The sequence below is a fragment of the Corynebacterium rouxii genome (assembly GCF_902702935.1).
Taxonomy (GTDB): Bacteria; Actinomycetota; Actinomycetes; order Mycobacteriales; family Mycobacteriaceae; genus Corynebacterium; species Corynebacterium rouxii.
Map to the genome: position 1 here is coordinate 1,743,092 of NZ_LR738855.1, position 15,453 is coordinate 1,758,544.

The window sequence follows — 15,453 nt, forward strand, 5'->3', positions numbered from 1 at the left end:
TCTTTTTTATCCGAGCGCTACTCCAAACGCTTTGCCTAAGAGGTAGGTCACGCCCGCTGCGGCCATACCAATGATGAGCTGGCGTAGCGCTCTTTTTAGTGGTGGTTTGCCCGACAAAATTCCGGTGATACTTCCGGTGATCATCAGTGCAGCTCCCACCAGCACTGTAGAAATCACTGCTGCAGCAACACCTGAAACGCTAAAGAAGTACGGCACCACGGGGATCAGTGCGCCAAATCCGAAACAGAAGAAACTAGACACCGCCGCGGACCATGCACCGTTACTGGGCTCCTCGTCGCGAGGTACGTCGACAATCGCTTGATCTTCAGCATTACGCAAATTGGCAAATGCTTCTGCAGCTTTTTGCTCAGCGTCTGCCTCCGACATCCCACGCGCACGGTAGACAAGTGCTAGTTCGTTGGCATCCACATCAAGCTGCGGAATGTAATTCTTCGTCCCTGGGTGCGGCGTCGATGCCTCGAGAAGCTCGTTTTGACTCTTTACAGAAATGTACTCCCCCGCGCCCATCGATAGCGCACCCGAGAGCAAACCAGAGATGCCAGTGAGCAACACAATATTAGGACTGACACCTGAAGCAACCACGCCGAGCACCAATGCAAAATTGGATACCAAACCATCGTTGGCACCAAAGATTGCAGCTCGGAAGTTTCCGCTCATCTGTTCACGGCCACGAGCCGCAAGCCCACGCACGATTTCTGCGTGGATAGCCTCATCGGCTTTCATCTGTTCAGTGGCGTCGTCATCGTCTGCATAGGGACTACGCTGCTCCGCAGTCTGCATCAGTGCGAGGGCAAAAACTGACCAAAAGTTCCGCGCCAAAAATGCCAGCATCCGAGTCGACAAATCGGGGCTTTTGGGCATGCCAACATAATCGCCGAGAAGATTACGCCAATGCTGTTCGTGTCGCGCTTCGGCTTCCGCAATCGCAAGAAGGATCTCACGTTCTTCGCCGTCTTTACGGTGGGCTAGCTCGCGATACAATGCGGCTTCAGCGCGTTCGTTGGCAAGATACTGGCGCCATCGCTTGATCTGTTGAGATGTGGGCTGCGTTGTTGTCATTTAGTTCCCCCCAAACCGGCGATCGCGTCGAGCGTATTCTTCGACTGCTGCAAACAAATCCTCAGGTGTGTAATCAGGAAACAATTTGTTTTGATACACCATTTCCGCATAAGCAGACTGCCACAACAAGAAATTAGACGTGCGCTTTTCCCCTGATGGGCGCAGGAACAAATCAACATCCGGCATGTCGGGCTCATCGAGGAACTGCGTGAAGGAATCTTCAGTGATCTCCTCGGGGCGTAGCGTTCCGGCTGCAGATCGACGAGCAATCTCACGGACGGCATCGACGATTTCTGCACGGCCACCGTAGTTAATGCACATGGCAAGCGTCATGGTGGTGTTGTTCTTAGTGAGCTCTTCTGCAGCTTCCAGCTCTCTAATAACACTGCGCCACAGTCGTGGGCGCCGCCCTACCCAACGGACTCGCACTCCTTTTGCGTTGAGGGCATCGCGTTGGCGCCGCAAGACGTCCCGGTTAAATCCCATGAGGAAGCGGACTTCGTCGGTGGAGCGCCGCCAATTTTCGGTGGAAAAGGCATAGGCCGACAGATACGGAATACCCATAGCGATACAAGCATCCACCATATCGAGGAGGACAGCTTCACCGCGTTTATGGCCTTCGGTGCGCTTGAGGCCCCGATTAGTTGCCCATCGTCCGTTGCCGTCCATGACGAGCGCGATGTGCCGCGGGAGGAACTCTTGCGGAATCTGTGGAGGTACGAGTTGCTTGGTCACCCCGACTATTCTGCCACTATCACACTTGGTCAAGCACATTGAGGCTGGCAAGACCTCGTTCCACATGCCACGACAGGTGGGACCGAATTAATGCGTGCGCTTGCTGATACCTCTCTGGTGTACCTATTTCAGCTACAGCGTCACGGTGGCCTTGTTGCATGAGCCACATCATATGCAACGTCTCTGGATCGACTTCTTGGGCACCTGGGGGGCGGCAATGCACGCACACGGCCCCGCCTGGGCTGGGGTGAAAAGCATGATGCGGCCCGGCAGTACCACATTGAGCGCAGTCAAACAGGCTGGGTGCCCAACCAGCAATGTTCATTCCTTGAAGTAAGAAAGTGTCTACTTCAGCGACCGGATGCGCACAAGTCTGCATGTTTTTCAGCGCTGTGACAGTGAGATCAAAAAGACGAGGCTCGTCTCCTACCGCGAGCTTTTCGACGCCTTCCAAGATCGAGCTGGCAGCCGAAAAGCGTGTGACATCATCAATGATCTTAGCCCCGAAGTATGCCACGGTGTCGGCTGCTGTAATGGACTCCAGATTACGGCCACGATAGAGCTGAACATCAAGTTCTACAAAGGGTTGCAGCCGTGAACCAAAGCGACTTTTTGCCCGCCGTACCCCCTTAGCAACACCGCGTACAATGCCACGACCGCGGGTAAAGAGCACAATAATGCGGTCTGCCTCACCAAAGTCGTAGGAGCGAACCACAAGGGCTCGCTCCCGATAACTTTCTCGACGCACTAGAACCCTAGTCGGCCTAGCTGCTTTGGATCTTGCTGCCAGTTCTTTAGCACCTTGATACGAAGGTCTAAGTACACGTTGCTACCCAAAATCTTGATAATTTCAGGGCGAGCATTGTGAATGATGCGACCAAGGCGGCGACCATCTTTACCGATCAGGATCGATTTTTGTCCTGGGCGCTCAACATAGATCACCGCATGAACGTCGAGGACTCCCTCACGCTCATCATTTGGCAAGATCTCATCAATTTGCACTGCTACGGAGTGCGGAAGCTCATCTTTGAGTCCGCTCAATGCTGCCTCCCGGATCAGTTCCGAAAGTCGAGTCTCCGTGTCATCATCAGTGATGTGATCATCAGGGTAGAACTTCGGACCTTCAGGGAGCAGGCGCGTGATCACGTCGAGAAGCACGTCGCGTTGCTCACCGGTAACCGCAGAAACTGGCACTACCTCGGAATTACCACCAAGCAGCGCGTGAAGCTCCATGAGCTGAACTGCCACCTGGTCACGGCTCGCCTTATCCACCTTGGTCACAATGCCAAGCAGCGGAGTCTTTGGCGCTACCTTCTTTACTGCATCAAGAATCCAGCGATCACCTGGACCGATCTTCTCATCAGCAGGAACCGTGATGGCAATAAGGTCCATATCGGCATAGGTGTCTTTCACAACCTCGTTGAGGCGCTCGCCCAACAGAGTCCGTGGCTTGTGCAGACCAGGGGTGTCTACCACGATGATCTGTGCATCTTCACGATGCACAATGCCGCGAATAGGGTGTCGCGTTGTCTCCGGCTGGTTAGCCGTGATCGCAATCTTCTCCCCTACCAAAGCATTGGTCAGCGTGGATTTTCCGGTGTTGGGTCGTCCAACGAAGCTAATAAACCCAGAGCGAAATCCCTCGGGTGTGTCGGTGAAACTCACCTATCTCCTTATGTTGTGTGAAAGAACTTAAAAAAGTGATTCTATGCCAATGTTAGGCGATCTGCTCAACCTCAAACTGAAGGCGAGGATGCGCGATGGCTTCTTGGGACTCGATAATAAGCAATTCGCGCGAATCCGCTTTGAAGGTAGTTTCAATCAGATCGAATACTGATGATGCTGTACGTGCAAGAGCGTCTGCTGCATTACGCTCGCGAATATAATGCCCCGTAAACAGTGCAGCTGTCACATCACCGGAACCATTGCGTTTGAAATCAATAAACGGTGTCCGTACCAACCATGCGCCCTGTTCATTAGCAGCGATCATTTCGATAGCATCATCGGGGGTTTCTGGGCGACGCACCGAGGTAACGAGGACGGTGTCGGGTCCCATCGCACGAGCTGCAGCGATGGCTTCAAGCGTCGAGGCAGTATCATGCGCTGGCACGCCCGTAAGGTACTCCAACTCGAACTGGTTAGGTGTGATGATGTCTGCTACTGGAACCACCTTGTCGCGCAGCAATGGCGGGATGAGATCCGATACAAAACAGCCAGATTTGGCATTGCCCATAACTGGATCGCAGGCGTACACAGCTTGAGGATTCGCCTCTTTGATTCGTGCAACCGCGTCAACGATCACATCAGCAATGTCGGAACCGCCTTGGTAGCCAGACAAGATAGCGTCGATACGCCCGAAAGCACCGCGCTGTTCAATGCCGTCGAGCACGTTACGCACCTGTGCTGCAGGAATGAGCTCGCCACCCCACTGCCCATAGCCGGTGTGATTAGAAAAGTTCACCGTATGAACCGGCCATACTTCATGCCCAATACGTTGCAATGGGAACACTGCGGCAGAGTTACCAACGTGGCCATAGGATACATGGGACTGGATCGACAAAATGTTCATGGGGTTCATCCTATAGTTCGGAAAGCGATTCGACAGGCAAAACAGACACGAGCACAGATCGAACCTGAATCCGACCGCGGCGATCACGTCCGCCCTCGGCTTGAAGTTGCAAACCAGACGTGGTCACTGTGGTACCCGGCAACGGGATTCTGCCTTTTTCAAAGGCAATGAGTCCGCCCACGGTATCAACCTGATCGAGAATTTCCTCGCTGAACTCAATTTCTCGGTCAAGATCCTCGTCGATAGTCTCGATAAGATCATCCAAAGACAATCGCGATACAACGCGATAGGTAGGCAACTCCGTATCGTTTAATCGTTCGATCGGAGCCATTTCTCGGTCATCGTACTCATCGGCGATTTCACCGACGATCTCTTCGAGGATGTCTTCAATCGAAATCAAACCCGCAATTCCGCCATACTCGTCTACCAGCATGGCGATGTGGTTGCGGTCATGTTGCATTTCGTGCAACAGCGCATCGAGGTTTTTAGAGTCTGGCACAAAAGTTGCCGGCCGCATAACGTCATCAACAAGCACAGACCGCCCGCTATCCGTGGAATAGTAGGTGCGCTGAACTAGGTCCTTGAGGTAGACGATACCGATGATGTCGTCGACGGTTTCCCCGATCACTGGGATACGCGAAAATCCTGATCGCACACACAAACTAGTCGCCTGACCCGCAGTTTTTCCTGATTCAATCCACACCATATCGGTACGAGGAACCATCGCAGATCGCGCGGTTGTCGACGCAAGATCGAAAACGGATTGAATCATCCGACGTTCTTCGATTTCTACTACGCCGTGCTCTTGGGCGATGTCGACCATTTCACGCAGTTCGACTTCGGTGTTGTAAGGGCCGTCTCTAAAACCAGGACCTGGCGCGATGATATTGCCAATGCGAATGAGTAACCGCGCAATAGGCCCTAAGAGTTTCGCTAGCGCACTGAGCAAGAATGCCGAGGACAAGGACACTGTGTAAGGATTCTTGCGTCCCACTGTGCGAGAAAATACCCCGACAACCGTGAACGTCACGAGCGCTACGCCCACTATCGCCGCAGTAAGCGCCCAGGTCTCATTATCGATGAGTTCCAGAGTGAGCATGGCGGCAAACACCGCGGCTGTCACATCAAGGAAGGTTTTGAGCAGTACAAGCAGGTTGATGTGCTCGGCGCGTTTTTCCACGACATTGAGCAGCACACGTGACGCACGAGTTTCTTTGTTTTTGTCGATTTGTTCCACACGAGCAAGCGAAATGGAGCTGACTGCTGCTTCGACGGTTCCCAACAATCCTGAGCACAGCAAAGCAGCAAGGGTAATCAGCCCTAAAACTACAGAGCTCACTGCGGATCCCCAATAGCAGGGATTCCGCCACCTGGAACTAGTTTGTCTAGTTCTGCACGGTCAGCAGCGGAAGGAAATGCTCCTGCGTTGCTCGGCTTTGGCTGAAATTCGATGCCTCGTCGCTCGCAGTGCGCGTACCAGTCCTGCAACAGCTCGTTTTGCAGGGCGAACATTTCTTGTTCGTCTTCTGGCTCGATGTGGTCGTAACCTAGCAAGTGCAGGCAGCCATGAGTGGTTAAAAGTGCCAATTCATGCCCCACATCGTGGCCAGCCTTGGCTGCTTGCTTAGCGGCAAATTCCGGACACAAGATGATGTCCCCCAGCATCGCAGACCCACAAGGTTGAGCGTCGGGGCGCCCCATGCCCGGGGTTAGTTCGTCCATGGGGAAGCTCATCACATCGGTAGGTCCTTCGAGGTCCATCCAGCGCACGTGAAGGTCACTCATGGTGGCAACATCCACAATGGAGATGGTGGCTTCAGCGTCGGGATGGACGTCCATCTCGCCGAGCACGAACGTGGCGACGTCGATAAGCGCTTCTTCGTTTACTCCGTCGAAGCCAGACTCATTGACAACTTCGATACTCATCTATTTGTCCTTTAGTTGTTCTTCGTAGGCGTCATAAGCATCAACGATCCGGCCCACAAGTTGATGGCGAACCACATCGTCCGAACCGAGCTCGGCAAAGTGCACGCCTTCTACTCCACGAAGAATATCGTGCACTAACCGCAAACCAGATTTTTGCCCACCTGGCAGATCCACCTGCGTAATGTCGCCGGTAACAACCATCTTGGATCCAAACCCGAGACGCGTTAAAAACATCTTCATCTGGGCAGGAGTCGTGTTTTGGGCCTCATCCAAAATCACAAACGCATCGTTAAGAGTACGACCACGCATATAAGCCAACGGCGCGACCTCCACGATCCCGGCTTCCATGAGCTTCGGAATAATGTCGGGGTCCACCATGTCGCGCAAAGCGTCGTGAAGCGGGCGCAGGTAGGGGTCGATCTTCTCGTTCAGCGTGCCAGGCAAAAATCCCAACTTTTCGCCGGCTTCGACTGCAGGACGCGTCAAAATAATCCGGTTGACTTGTTTAGCCTGCAAAGCTTGCACGGCCTTAGCCATCGCCAAATAAGTTTTTCCGGAACCTGCGGGGCCTAGGCCAAACACAATGGTGTTGTGGTCGATCGCGTCAACGTAATCTTTCTGGCCAAGGGTTTTAGCTCGAATGACTTTGCCGCGACGTGCCACGATGTCGCTTGCCAGCACAGCACCCACATAATGCGGGGTGTCTTCTGCGACGATTGCCACTGCATTTTTCACGGCATCTGGGCTAATCGCGTGTCCGCGTTTCGCCATGGACTGTAACTCTTGCAGCACGCGAATACCACGAGAAACTTCAAAATCGCGTCCGCTGAGCGTCGCTCGGGTACCACGCACAAAGATGGTGCAATCGAGTAGGTTTTCCAGCACTTTGAGGTTTTGATCATTAATCCCCAAAATTGCTTGAGAGTATTGCTCGTCCAGTTCAATGGCACGAGTTATAAAGTCAGCCAACGTTTCGGTTCAACCTATCTGAGAGTAAAAGTTCGTTGTTTGCCACACTACCAGCGAGAAGTCTGTACTCCGAGAGCAGCCAGCGCCACGATTCCCGCTGATGCAGTCCGCAGCACCTCGGGGCCGAGTTTTACGGCGCGAGCACCGGCTTGGCGGAATACCTCTGCTTCTTCGGGGCTCACTCCGCCTTCTGGGCCAATAATCAAGGCAATTGACTTCGCGGTACTAACTTCAACCGTAGCGAACGGCACTGCGGCATCCTCGTGGAGCACCAGCACAACGTCGAATTGTTCGAGTCGTTCTGCAATCTGAGCGGTGGTCATGGGTTCGGCTACCTCGGGGATTCGAGTGCGCCTCGATTGTTTTGCTGCGGCGATCGCTGCTTGCTGCCATTTGAGCACGCCCTTAGATCGTTTAGCTCCCACCCACTTGGCAACGCACCGATGTGCTTCCCACGGAACAATCGCATCGGCGCCGCCTTGAGTAAGCAGATCAACGGCAAGTTCTGAGCGTTCAGATTTCGGAATCGCTTGGAAAACGGTCACTGTCGGTGTTGGTGCGGGTTCTTTATAGCATTCAGTGACATGAAGGTGCAGTGTGCTTTTACCGCTTGTCGACGCCACTGTGGCTATAGCCCAGCTGCCTCGGCCATCGATCAGTTTGACCTGCTCGCCCGCGGTCATGCGCTTAACGCTAACCGCGTGGCGACCTTCTGCCCCATCGAGGACAACATTGCCGGTAGGAATCTCACCGTGTTTACCGGCAATGAGGTCTTCGAGGTTGTAGATAAAAACTGGAAGCGACATATTAGCGGCGGAACCTGTTGCGGAGGCGCCCAAAGAGCGAATCATCTGACTCGTCAGCAGTCCGCACTGCCGATTCATCACTACGGTGGTCGCGAAGCTTATTCAGCAGTTCCTTGGAACGCTCATCTAGCTGGGTAGGAATGGATACCTCAACGTGAGCGATCACGTTGCCATAGCCCTCGCCTCGCAGTTGTGGCATACCCTTGCCCTCAATAACAATGGTTTCTGCGGGTTGAACACCTGCGGGGATCTCAAAGTCAATGGCATCGCCAGACAAAGACTCCACCGAGGTGGTAGCGCCCAAAGCAGCATCCACCATGGGCACGTGCACACTCATGTGCAGATCATTACCCTCACGCTGGAACACTGGGTGCGGCTGCATCATCACCTCGACATACAAATCTCCTGCAGGTCCACCGCCTGGGCCTACCTCGCCCTGGCCAGCCATGCGGATACGCATGCCATCAGCGATACCTGCTGGAACGTTAACAATGAGGTCGCGCTGGGTGCGCACGCGGCCATCGCCACCACACTTATCACATGGATCTGGGATGACTTCACCTGTGCCTCGACAGGTTGGGCATGGCGAAGACGTCATCACATTACCGAGGAACGAGCGCTGCATCTGCTGGATTTCACCGCTACCGTTACAAGTACCGCACACGTTTGGCTTTGATTTGGATTTCGAGCCAGTGCCCTCACAGCGGTCACACAAGATAGCTGTATCGATAGTGATGGGTTTCTTCGTACCTAGGTAGGCTTCCTCTAGTGTCAAGGTGGTGCGCAGGAGGGCGTCACTACCTGGCTGAACACGCGAACGTGGGCCTCGGCTGCCGCCACCGCCGCCAAAGAATGCTTCAAAGATGTCACCGAGTCCGCCACCAGCACCATAACCACCACCGTAGCCGGCACCGCCTCCACCTTGGGCCATCGGGTCACCACCCATGTCGACGATACGGCGCTTTTCTGCGTCGAGAAGCACCTCTTGGGCAATGGAGATTTCGCTAAATTTTTCAGCAGCTTCTTCCGTATCGTTCACATCTGGGTGATACTTACGGGCCAATTTACGGTAGGCCTTTTTAATCTCATTATCGGTGGCGTCACGTTCGACGCCCAAGATTGCGTAATAATCACGTGCCACGGTGCGAAAAACTTCCCTCTCAATTGATCAGTGAAACAAATAATGTTATCGAGATTGCAGGCAAAGACCTAACTTAGCCCCCGCTGAGCACTCGACTGACATAATGTGCAACGGCGTAGACCTTGGACATTGTTCCCGAATAGTCCATAAAAGTGGGACCAACTACCCCTAGCCCACCGAGGGTAGCACCTTGCGCACCATAGCCGGTGGTGACAACCGAGGTATCACGGAGCTGTTCGTCTTCGTTTTCTTCGCCAATAAGCACGCTCACATGCCCAAGGTCGCGCACATTAGTAAGCAGTTTGAGCACCACGACCTGTTCTTCGAGTGCCTCCAGCATGGTCGGAAGTGAGGATGGCATTTCTCTCGCAATACGGGTGAGGTTACTAGCCCCAGCTAATATGAGGCGATCATTGGGCTGTTCCACCAATGTTTCAATTAACACTGTGGCACAACGCAGGATCATCGGCTGAATATCGGGATCGACCAGAATCTCCCCTGCTGCCAGCTCGGCAAGCGACGCTGAGGCCTCGCTCAGGATTTTGTTGTCCAGTACGCAGTTGAGAACGTCGCGCATTTTTGCCACATGCTCCGGTTCGCAGATCTGGTCTACTTCTACGTTGCGTTGCTCTACCCTGCCATTATCGGTAATAAGCACGAGTAGTAGTCGAACAGGGCTCAGCAGTACGACCTCGCAGTGTTTTACTCGGGACACGTTGAGATTAGGCAGCTGGATAACTGCTGCTTGTCGAGTAAGTTGGCTCAACAGTTGTACAGATCGTTTGAGCACGTCCTCAAGATCAACGCCTCGTTCTAAGAATCCCAAAATAGCTCGGCGCTCCGCAACGGAAAGCGGCTTGATGTCATTGATGGAATCAACAAAAGTGCGGTATGCCTTTTCGGTAGGGATTCGCCCAGAACTTGCATGTTGCTGAACGATGTAGCCTTCAGATTCCAGCACGGCCATATCGTTGCGAATTGTAGCCGAGCTGACCTTGAGGTTGTGACGTTCTAGCAGTGCTTTTGATCCCACAGGTTCTTGGGATGCGATGTAGTCGGCAACGATCGCACGCAGCACTTCTTGCCTACGCTGATCGGTAGCTCCAGCCATTGTCTCCCCTAAGGTCGCTGACGGTTTACCCTATTTACCTTAGTAGGCGACCAAAATATCGGCGATGATCCCATCGATCAACAGGCGCCCTTCTTGGGTTGGACCCACACGACCATCCCAAGTATGCAGGAGTTTTAGGCCTACATATTTTTCGATGACGGCGCGTTCTGCTTCGGTAAACCGCGACAGTTCAAGTCCTTGACGCAAGCGTAGCCCGAGCATGACAGACTCTTCATGGCGCTCGGTGCTATCGAGGAGCTCTTCCTCTTTGATCGGCAGTTGCCCGTCGGCAAGGTGTTGAGCATACGTGCTCGGGTGTTTCACATTGAAGAAGCGTCGAGACGCAATGTGCGAGTGCGCGCCAGGCCCTGCTCCCCACCAGTCGCCGTCGAGCCAGTAGCCGAGGTTGTGCTGGCATTCACCGCCTGGTTTTGCCCAGTTGGATACCTCGTACCAGTCAAAACCGTGGGCACGCAGCGCGGTGTCGATAAGCCCGTAGCGATCGGCGTACACATCCTCATTCGGTGGCGGTAGCTGGCCTTTGCGTACCTTTCGTGCCATGGCGGTGCCGTCTTCCACGATGAGTGAATACGCACTGAGGTGGTCGACACCGGTTTCCAATGCACGATCCAAGGTAAGCCGAACGTCATCGTCTGTTTCGGTGGGCGTTCCGTAGATCATGTCGAGGTTAACGTGGGCAAAGCCTGCGTTCAGTGCCTCGCGGGCGGCGTCGAAAGCCCGCCCAGGCGTGTGCTTTCGTTCCAATACGCGCAACACGCTTGACGACGCCGACTGCATTCCCAAAGAAATGCGATTGTAACCGGCATCGAGCAGCGCCGAGAAGAACTCTGGTGAGGTTGTTTCAGGGTTGGATTCGGTGGTGATTTCCGCGCCTGACGCAATACCGATGCTGTTGCGCACGGCGGTGAGAACGCGTGTTAGCCCGCTGGCGCCTAGCATCGATGGTGTGCCTCCACCGATAAACACCGTGGTTGCAGGGCGTGTGGTTCCCGAGGCTGCGGCTAGCTCAAGTTCTTTTTCAAGCGCATCGAGGTAGCTTTCGGGCGATGCTGTTCCGCCAAGCTCGCCAGGGGTATAGGTATTAAAGTCGCAGTATCCGCAGCGGGAGGAACAAAACGGGACGTGGACATAGACTCCGAAGCTATCCGACATATTTTCCTGAATCTTGGCGTTTAGCTGCTACTTTTGCCACGATGGCGTCGATACGCGCGCGTTCGTTGAGGAATCGTGGCGGGTGTGCGCCTCTCATAGTGCGGGTAAAACCGGGGTGTTCTACCGCCACTACGTCGAGCCACGCTTGTGCCGCCGACAACACAATTTCTCCAACACGGGCGTAAAGCAGTGCAACATTGACCGAGTTGAGGTCGCGGGCTGCTCGTTCGGTTTGTTGCAGTTCCCATTGCACGGCGTTATCGAGTACCGAACATACAAGGTCCGTGCGCGCTTCCAGCGCAAGCGAGAGCTCACGAACAATCACAGGCGAATTGCGGATGGGAAAGCGATCACGCAGAGAGTCGGCGGTGACCACTACTGGGCGGATCACGTCTTCAACAACGGGGTCGGAGATGCCCACTGTTCCGGATGCCAAACCTGAGGTGAGTGCTTGGCGAATTCCCACGAGTTCGTTGATCACCACACGGGAATCGTGGCGGGCCTCGGCGATGATGTCTTTGAGCTCAGCTACGCAGTCTTCTACGAGCTCCGCATCCCAATCGGCGATGGCTTCCCCGAGGTTTTCTATGTAGGTTGCTACTTCGTCGCCGATGTTGAAGATTTCTTGGGTCAGCTCACGGTGGCGATGAATAACCTGCATTCACTGACCCCTTTTTCCAGATGTGACGAAACTATGCACTACTACCAATGACGTGAGGGCATCACCGGCTACGAACCTGAACTGTAAACCAGTTGGTGCGTGTATCGGTGATGCCCCGCCGTGAGTCGAAAAGGTTTCTTAGTCGCGCATGCGCTTCATGCCCAAAATCCAGAATCCGGCACCGATGAGCAGCATAGCCAATGCCATCAGCCACTCCGCGGCGCTCAGACCAGTGTTGGCCAGCAGACCCGACTTGGACTTGCCTGCCGACTCCGACGCCTTGGGCACCGGAGCTCCGCTGAGTGGTGTGGCAGCCTTCAGAGGCTTATCGACGCTTTCCTTAGCAGCGTTATTCGAGTCAACATCGAAGGTAATCGTGGTCCAGTCTGTCGCATCCGTGTCATTGACCGCACGCATTTGGATCTTGTAAGTACCGGCCGCGGTGAAGATCCAATCAAGATGCGAGTGAAATGGCTTATCACTATGTATGCGAGCAGGGCCTGTGGAATCCGCAATGCGTTGTGCAGAAGTACCCAAATTAGAGAAGCGGTGAGCATACCACCGCGCACCTTCAGGTTGACTTTCTGGCTTGATCTCAATGTCCATTCCCTTTGGGAAGGCATGAGCAATCTTGTTGGTGTCGAAACCAGGCCAGATAGCCGAGTGATCCTCAGATAGTGGCAGGTGGTAGAAGGTATCCCCTTTCTTACCGATAAATTCAGTATCTTCGTTTACTGGGACTTCCTTACCAAGCGTACGCTTACGGTTGGCTCCAACCACCAGTACTACTTTGTTTGGGTCGTGCAGATGATGTCCGCTAGCATCCGTGGTATCCGTAGCACGCCCCGACTCATCACCGATGTAGAAGCCTAGTTTGTCGTTAACAAAAGCTGGCCCGAAATCAAGGTGCCCTGTCTCGATGGGTCGCAAGCTCCCCTGTTCATTATCAGAAGCTTTCTCGCTGTTTCGCACTGGCTTGTTTGGCTTTACAACCAGTGGCTCGATGAGTTCCTTATCATCGTGGTTACCGTTTGCGATTTTGTTGCCAGTAGGTTTTGCAGTATCCCCGACGACAAAGGTGAGAATTGCGGGCTTGGTTTTCTTTCCACCGTCTTCAGTTACGGTTACTTCAATCTCGTAGACACCAGGCTCACTAAAACCCCACGACATATGCTTATGCATGGAACCTTCGGCTTTAAAAGTTGATGGCTTCGAAGAATCAGCAATAACATTTAATGGGTTTCCGTACGTACCACCGGTAAAAGCTACCCATTTACCATTTTCAGGTTTCGATTTAGTATTAAAGTTGAAAGAATAGTTCTTGCCTGTTTTTGCGTACAGTTCTTCAGTGCTCAAGCCAGGCCAAGGATGGAAATTAGACTGGCTGCCTGACTCTGGCAAAATGTAAACTTTTGTACCTTTTTTACCTAGGATACTGGAATCGTCCTTCAGGGATATAAGTCGATCTTCTTTTACAATAAATCGAACTTTCTGAGGATCACGCCATGTTGCTTCATCTGAGGCAATTCCGCTCTCGTCCTTCAGCATCAAGGCTAATTCGTCGTTGTTATCACGTGGGGCAATATCTACATGCCCGTGAGTGATATCAATAATAGGTCCGTCTGTATCATTGCCCTCAGATTCTACATTCTCTGATTCTTCATCAATATCATGAGAATTAGAAACTCCCCCGTCAGGCTTTTCAGTCTCCTCGCCTTCGTTCTTTGAAGACGCAATAGATTCAGTTTTTGCAAATTGAACATCAGTAGGCTTAGTTTCGCGGAATTTATCACCAAGATAATCAACTAAGGTAGCTTTGCCTCCCACCATTGTGCGGGAGGTTGGGATGATATCAAGCGCCAAGATATAGCCTTCTTCTTCGCAACCGTCCACGTTCTGCCGCATAGTTCGATGCCCTGGGTAACTGATAAAATCTGTAGGACAATCTGCAGCATTGTTGGCTACAAGGTCGTTGAGGTCTACACCAGGAACTGCAGAATAGTAACCGCCTTTAACTTGAAGGACGAGCCTATCGTCGTTAGGGGCAACAGTCATGTTAATATCCCCTTCGGCTTCTTCATCATTTTCCTCAGCTGATGAGGGCAATTTTGAAGTTGAAACACTTACAACGTTACTATCGGGAACTATTTCATCAGAGTTAAATTCTGGCGCCGGTTCTTTGGCTTTACCTACAGGAAAATCTTCCGTAGATTCAGCAGTTTCTTTTAGCTCGCCATTTGGATCAGTATGCGCCGTAATTTTCTTGGAAATCCAGCGCTTGGTTTCCGATTCTTTACTAGGCACATATACGACTTGGAAATCCGAATCATCGTCCCCGATCATTTCAATCCATTCGGCTTTACCGTTTTTTACGGGGACTTCCGCCAAGTAGTAGCCGTCAATAAAGAAAACCGCATGTCCAGAATCTTTTGAGTTTCCAGTATCAAAACTCAGCTGGGTCATATCACCTTTAGCTTTACTATACTTCTCACCTACATATGGCTGTATAGAAAACTTCCCACCAGTTTCAGAGCCGTAGCTTTCCGCATGTTCATATGCTTCTTTAACGTCCCCTAAACCGCTTTTATTTGGTTCAGATCCTCCTACCTGCCACACAAGTTTTTGTGGTTCAGATTGAATAAGCTTGCCGTCGACAGTACGTGCAGAAGCTCGATATGTAATTTCGTACTGACCAGGTTTGCTGTAGGTAGTGAAATTATGTGTATGGTTGCCTTTATCAATCCATGTTGCACGAAGCCCCGTTTCATGGGACGACCATAGTCGTTCGACTGGCCATCCTGGTGCACCAGTGCCTCGGAACAGCTCCATTTTTCCGGAGCCGTCAAACGAATCAATCTCTAGGTTGAAAGACTTATCTCGAAATTTTTCAGTTGGAAGCCCGATATCTGCACCGAAGCCCGCCCAGATAGGCGCACCTTTCCCTCCTTCAACTTTGCCGCTCCAGTAAAGCCTTTTACCAGGTTCACCCAAGAAACTCATTCGATTATATTCTGGCACTCGATACACATATTCGCCGAGATCAACTGCCCCTTTGCTTACCCAGTTAACTGTCTTTTCAATCGGAAGAACATCCCCGCTCTTTGATTTGAGAGTGAAGTTGTCCGCCTCTTTGTCCCAGAATGCGTTGGGCGAGTCCACATGCACTTTCGTGCGGACAATGAGGTTGTCATTGGGGCCAGCGAATGCTGGTACGGGGGCCACAAGGGAGATGGTTGCGAGCACCGCGAAGGCGCGACGGCGGATGAGGGATGACATCGGATT

At 52.8% G+C, this 15,453-nt stretch carries 14 protein-coding genes; all 14 read right to left on the bottom strand.

The features are described from left to right. Positions 1 to 6: 6 nt before the first annotated feature. Positions 7 to 1,080: a VIT1/CCC1 transporter family protein gene (locus CIP100161_RS08625; RefSeq protein WP_155873620.1), complete on the bottom strand. Its 1,074-nt coding sequence runs from the start codon at positions 1,078 to 1,080 to the stop codon at positions 7 to 9. Next, positions 1,081 to 1,815 carry an isoprenyl transferase gene (locus tag CIP100161_RS08630; protein ID WP_166443163.1) on the bottom strand — a complete coding sequence of 245 codons (735 nt, stop codon included), beginning with the start codon at positions 1,813 to 1,815 and terminating at the stop codon, positions 1,081 to 1,083. A 19-nt stretch (positions 1,816 to 1,834) separates the two neighbouring features. Then, positions 1,835 to 2,563, bottom strand: a complete 729-nt coding sequence (gene recO / locus CIP100161_RS08635) for a DNA repair protein RecO (RefSeq protein WP_155873624.1) — start codon at positions 2,561 to 2,563, stop codon at positions 1,835 to 1,837. Next, positions 2,563 to 3,480 (bottom strand): GTPase Era, encoded by a 918-nt coding sequence (gene era / locus CIP100161_RS08640; RefSeq protein WP_155873626.1) that lies wholly within the window; start codon positions 3,478 to 3,480, stop codon positions 2,563 to 2,565. The genes recO and era overlap by 1 nt, the downstream gene beginning before the upstream one ends. Before the next feature lie 52 nt (positions 3,481 to 3,532). Next, on the bottom strand, positions 3,533 to 4,384 hold the full coding sequence (gene pdxY, locus CIP100161_RS08645; RefSeq protein ID WP_155873628.1) for a pyridoxal kinase PdxY: 852 nt from the start codon (positions 4,382 to 4,384) through the stop codon (positions 3,533 to 3,535). 10 nt (positions 4,385 to 4,394) lie between these two features. Beyond that, a complete protein-coding gene (locus tag CIP100161_RS08650) occupies positions 4,395 to 5,723 on the bottom strand; it encodes a hemolysin family protein (protein ID WP_155873630.1) in 1,329 nt (442 codons plus the stop codon). Next, positions 5,720 to 6,310, bottom strand: coding sequence for an rRNA maturation RNase YbeY (gene ybeY, locus CIP100161_RS08655; protein ID WP_155873632.1), 591 nt, complete (start codon positions 6,308 to 6,310; stop codon positions 5,720 to 5,722). Before ybeY ends, CIP100161_RS08650 begins: the two co-directional genes overlap by 4 nt. Next, a complete protein-coding gene (locus CIP100161_RS08660; RefSeq protein ID WP_155873634.1) occupies positions 6,311 to 7,279 on the bottom strand; it encodes a PhoH family protein in 969 nt (322 codons plus the stop codon). Positions 7,280 to 7,326: 47 nt separating this feature from the next. Next, positions 7,327 to 8,085: a 16S rRNA (uracil(1498)-N(3))-methyltransferase gene (locus CIP100161_RS08665; protein ID WP_155874570.1), complete on the bottom strand. Its 759-nt coding sequence runs from the start codon at positions 8,083 to 8,085 to the stop codon at positions 7,327 to 7,329. 1 nt (position 8,086) lies between these two features. After that, complete coding sequence (gene dnaJ, locus CIP100161_RS08670) at positions 8,087 to 9,226, bottom strand: molecular chaperone DnaJ (protein ID WP_155873636.1); 1,140 nt, start codon at positions 9,224 to 9,226, stop codon at positions 8,087 to 8,089. A 73-nt stretch (positions 9,227 to 9,299) separates the two neighbouring features. Beyond that, the gene (gene hrcA / locus CIP100161_RS08675) at positions 9,300 to 10,337 is read right to left on the bottom strand and encodes a heat-inducible transcriptional repressor HrcA (RefSeq protein ID WP_155873638.1); all 1,038 of its coding nucleotides are present in this window, start codon (positions 10,335 to 10,337) and stop codon (positions 9,300 to 9,302) included. 39 nt (positions 10,338 to 10,376) lie between these two features. After that, complete coding sequence (gene hemW / locus CIP100161_RS08680) at positions 10,377 to 11,510, bottom strand: radical SAM family heme chaperone HemW (RefSeq protein WP_155873640.1); 1,134 nt, start codon at positions 11,508 to 11,510, stop codon at positions 10,377 to 10,379. Further along, positions 11,500 to 12,171 carry a hypothetical protein gene (locus CIP100161_RS08685; protein ID WP_003852345.1) on the bottom strand — a complete coding sequence of 224 codons (672 nt, stop codon included), beginning with the start codon at positions 12,169 to 12,171 and terminating at the stop codon, positions 11,500 to 11,502. The genes hemW and CIP100161_RS08685 overlap by 11 nt, the downstream gene beginning before the upstream one ends. Before the next feature lie 138 nt (positions 12,172 to 12,309). Further along, the gene (locus tag CIP100161_RS08690; protein WP_155874571.1) at positions 12,310 to 15,447 is read right to left on the bottom strand and encodes a TIGR03773 family transporter-associated surface protein; all 3,138 of its coding nucleotides are present in this window, start codon (positions 15,445 to 15,447) and stop codon (positions 12,310 to 12,312) included. Positions 15,448 to 15,453: the final 6 nt, after the last annotated feature.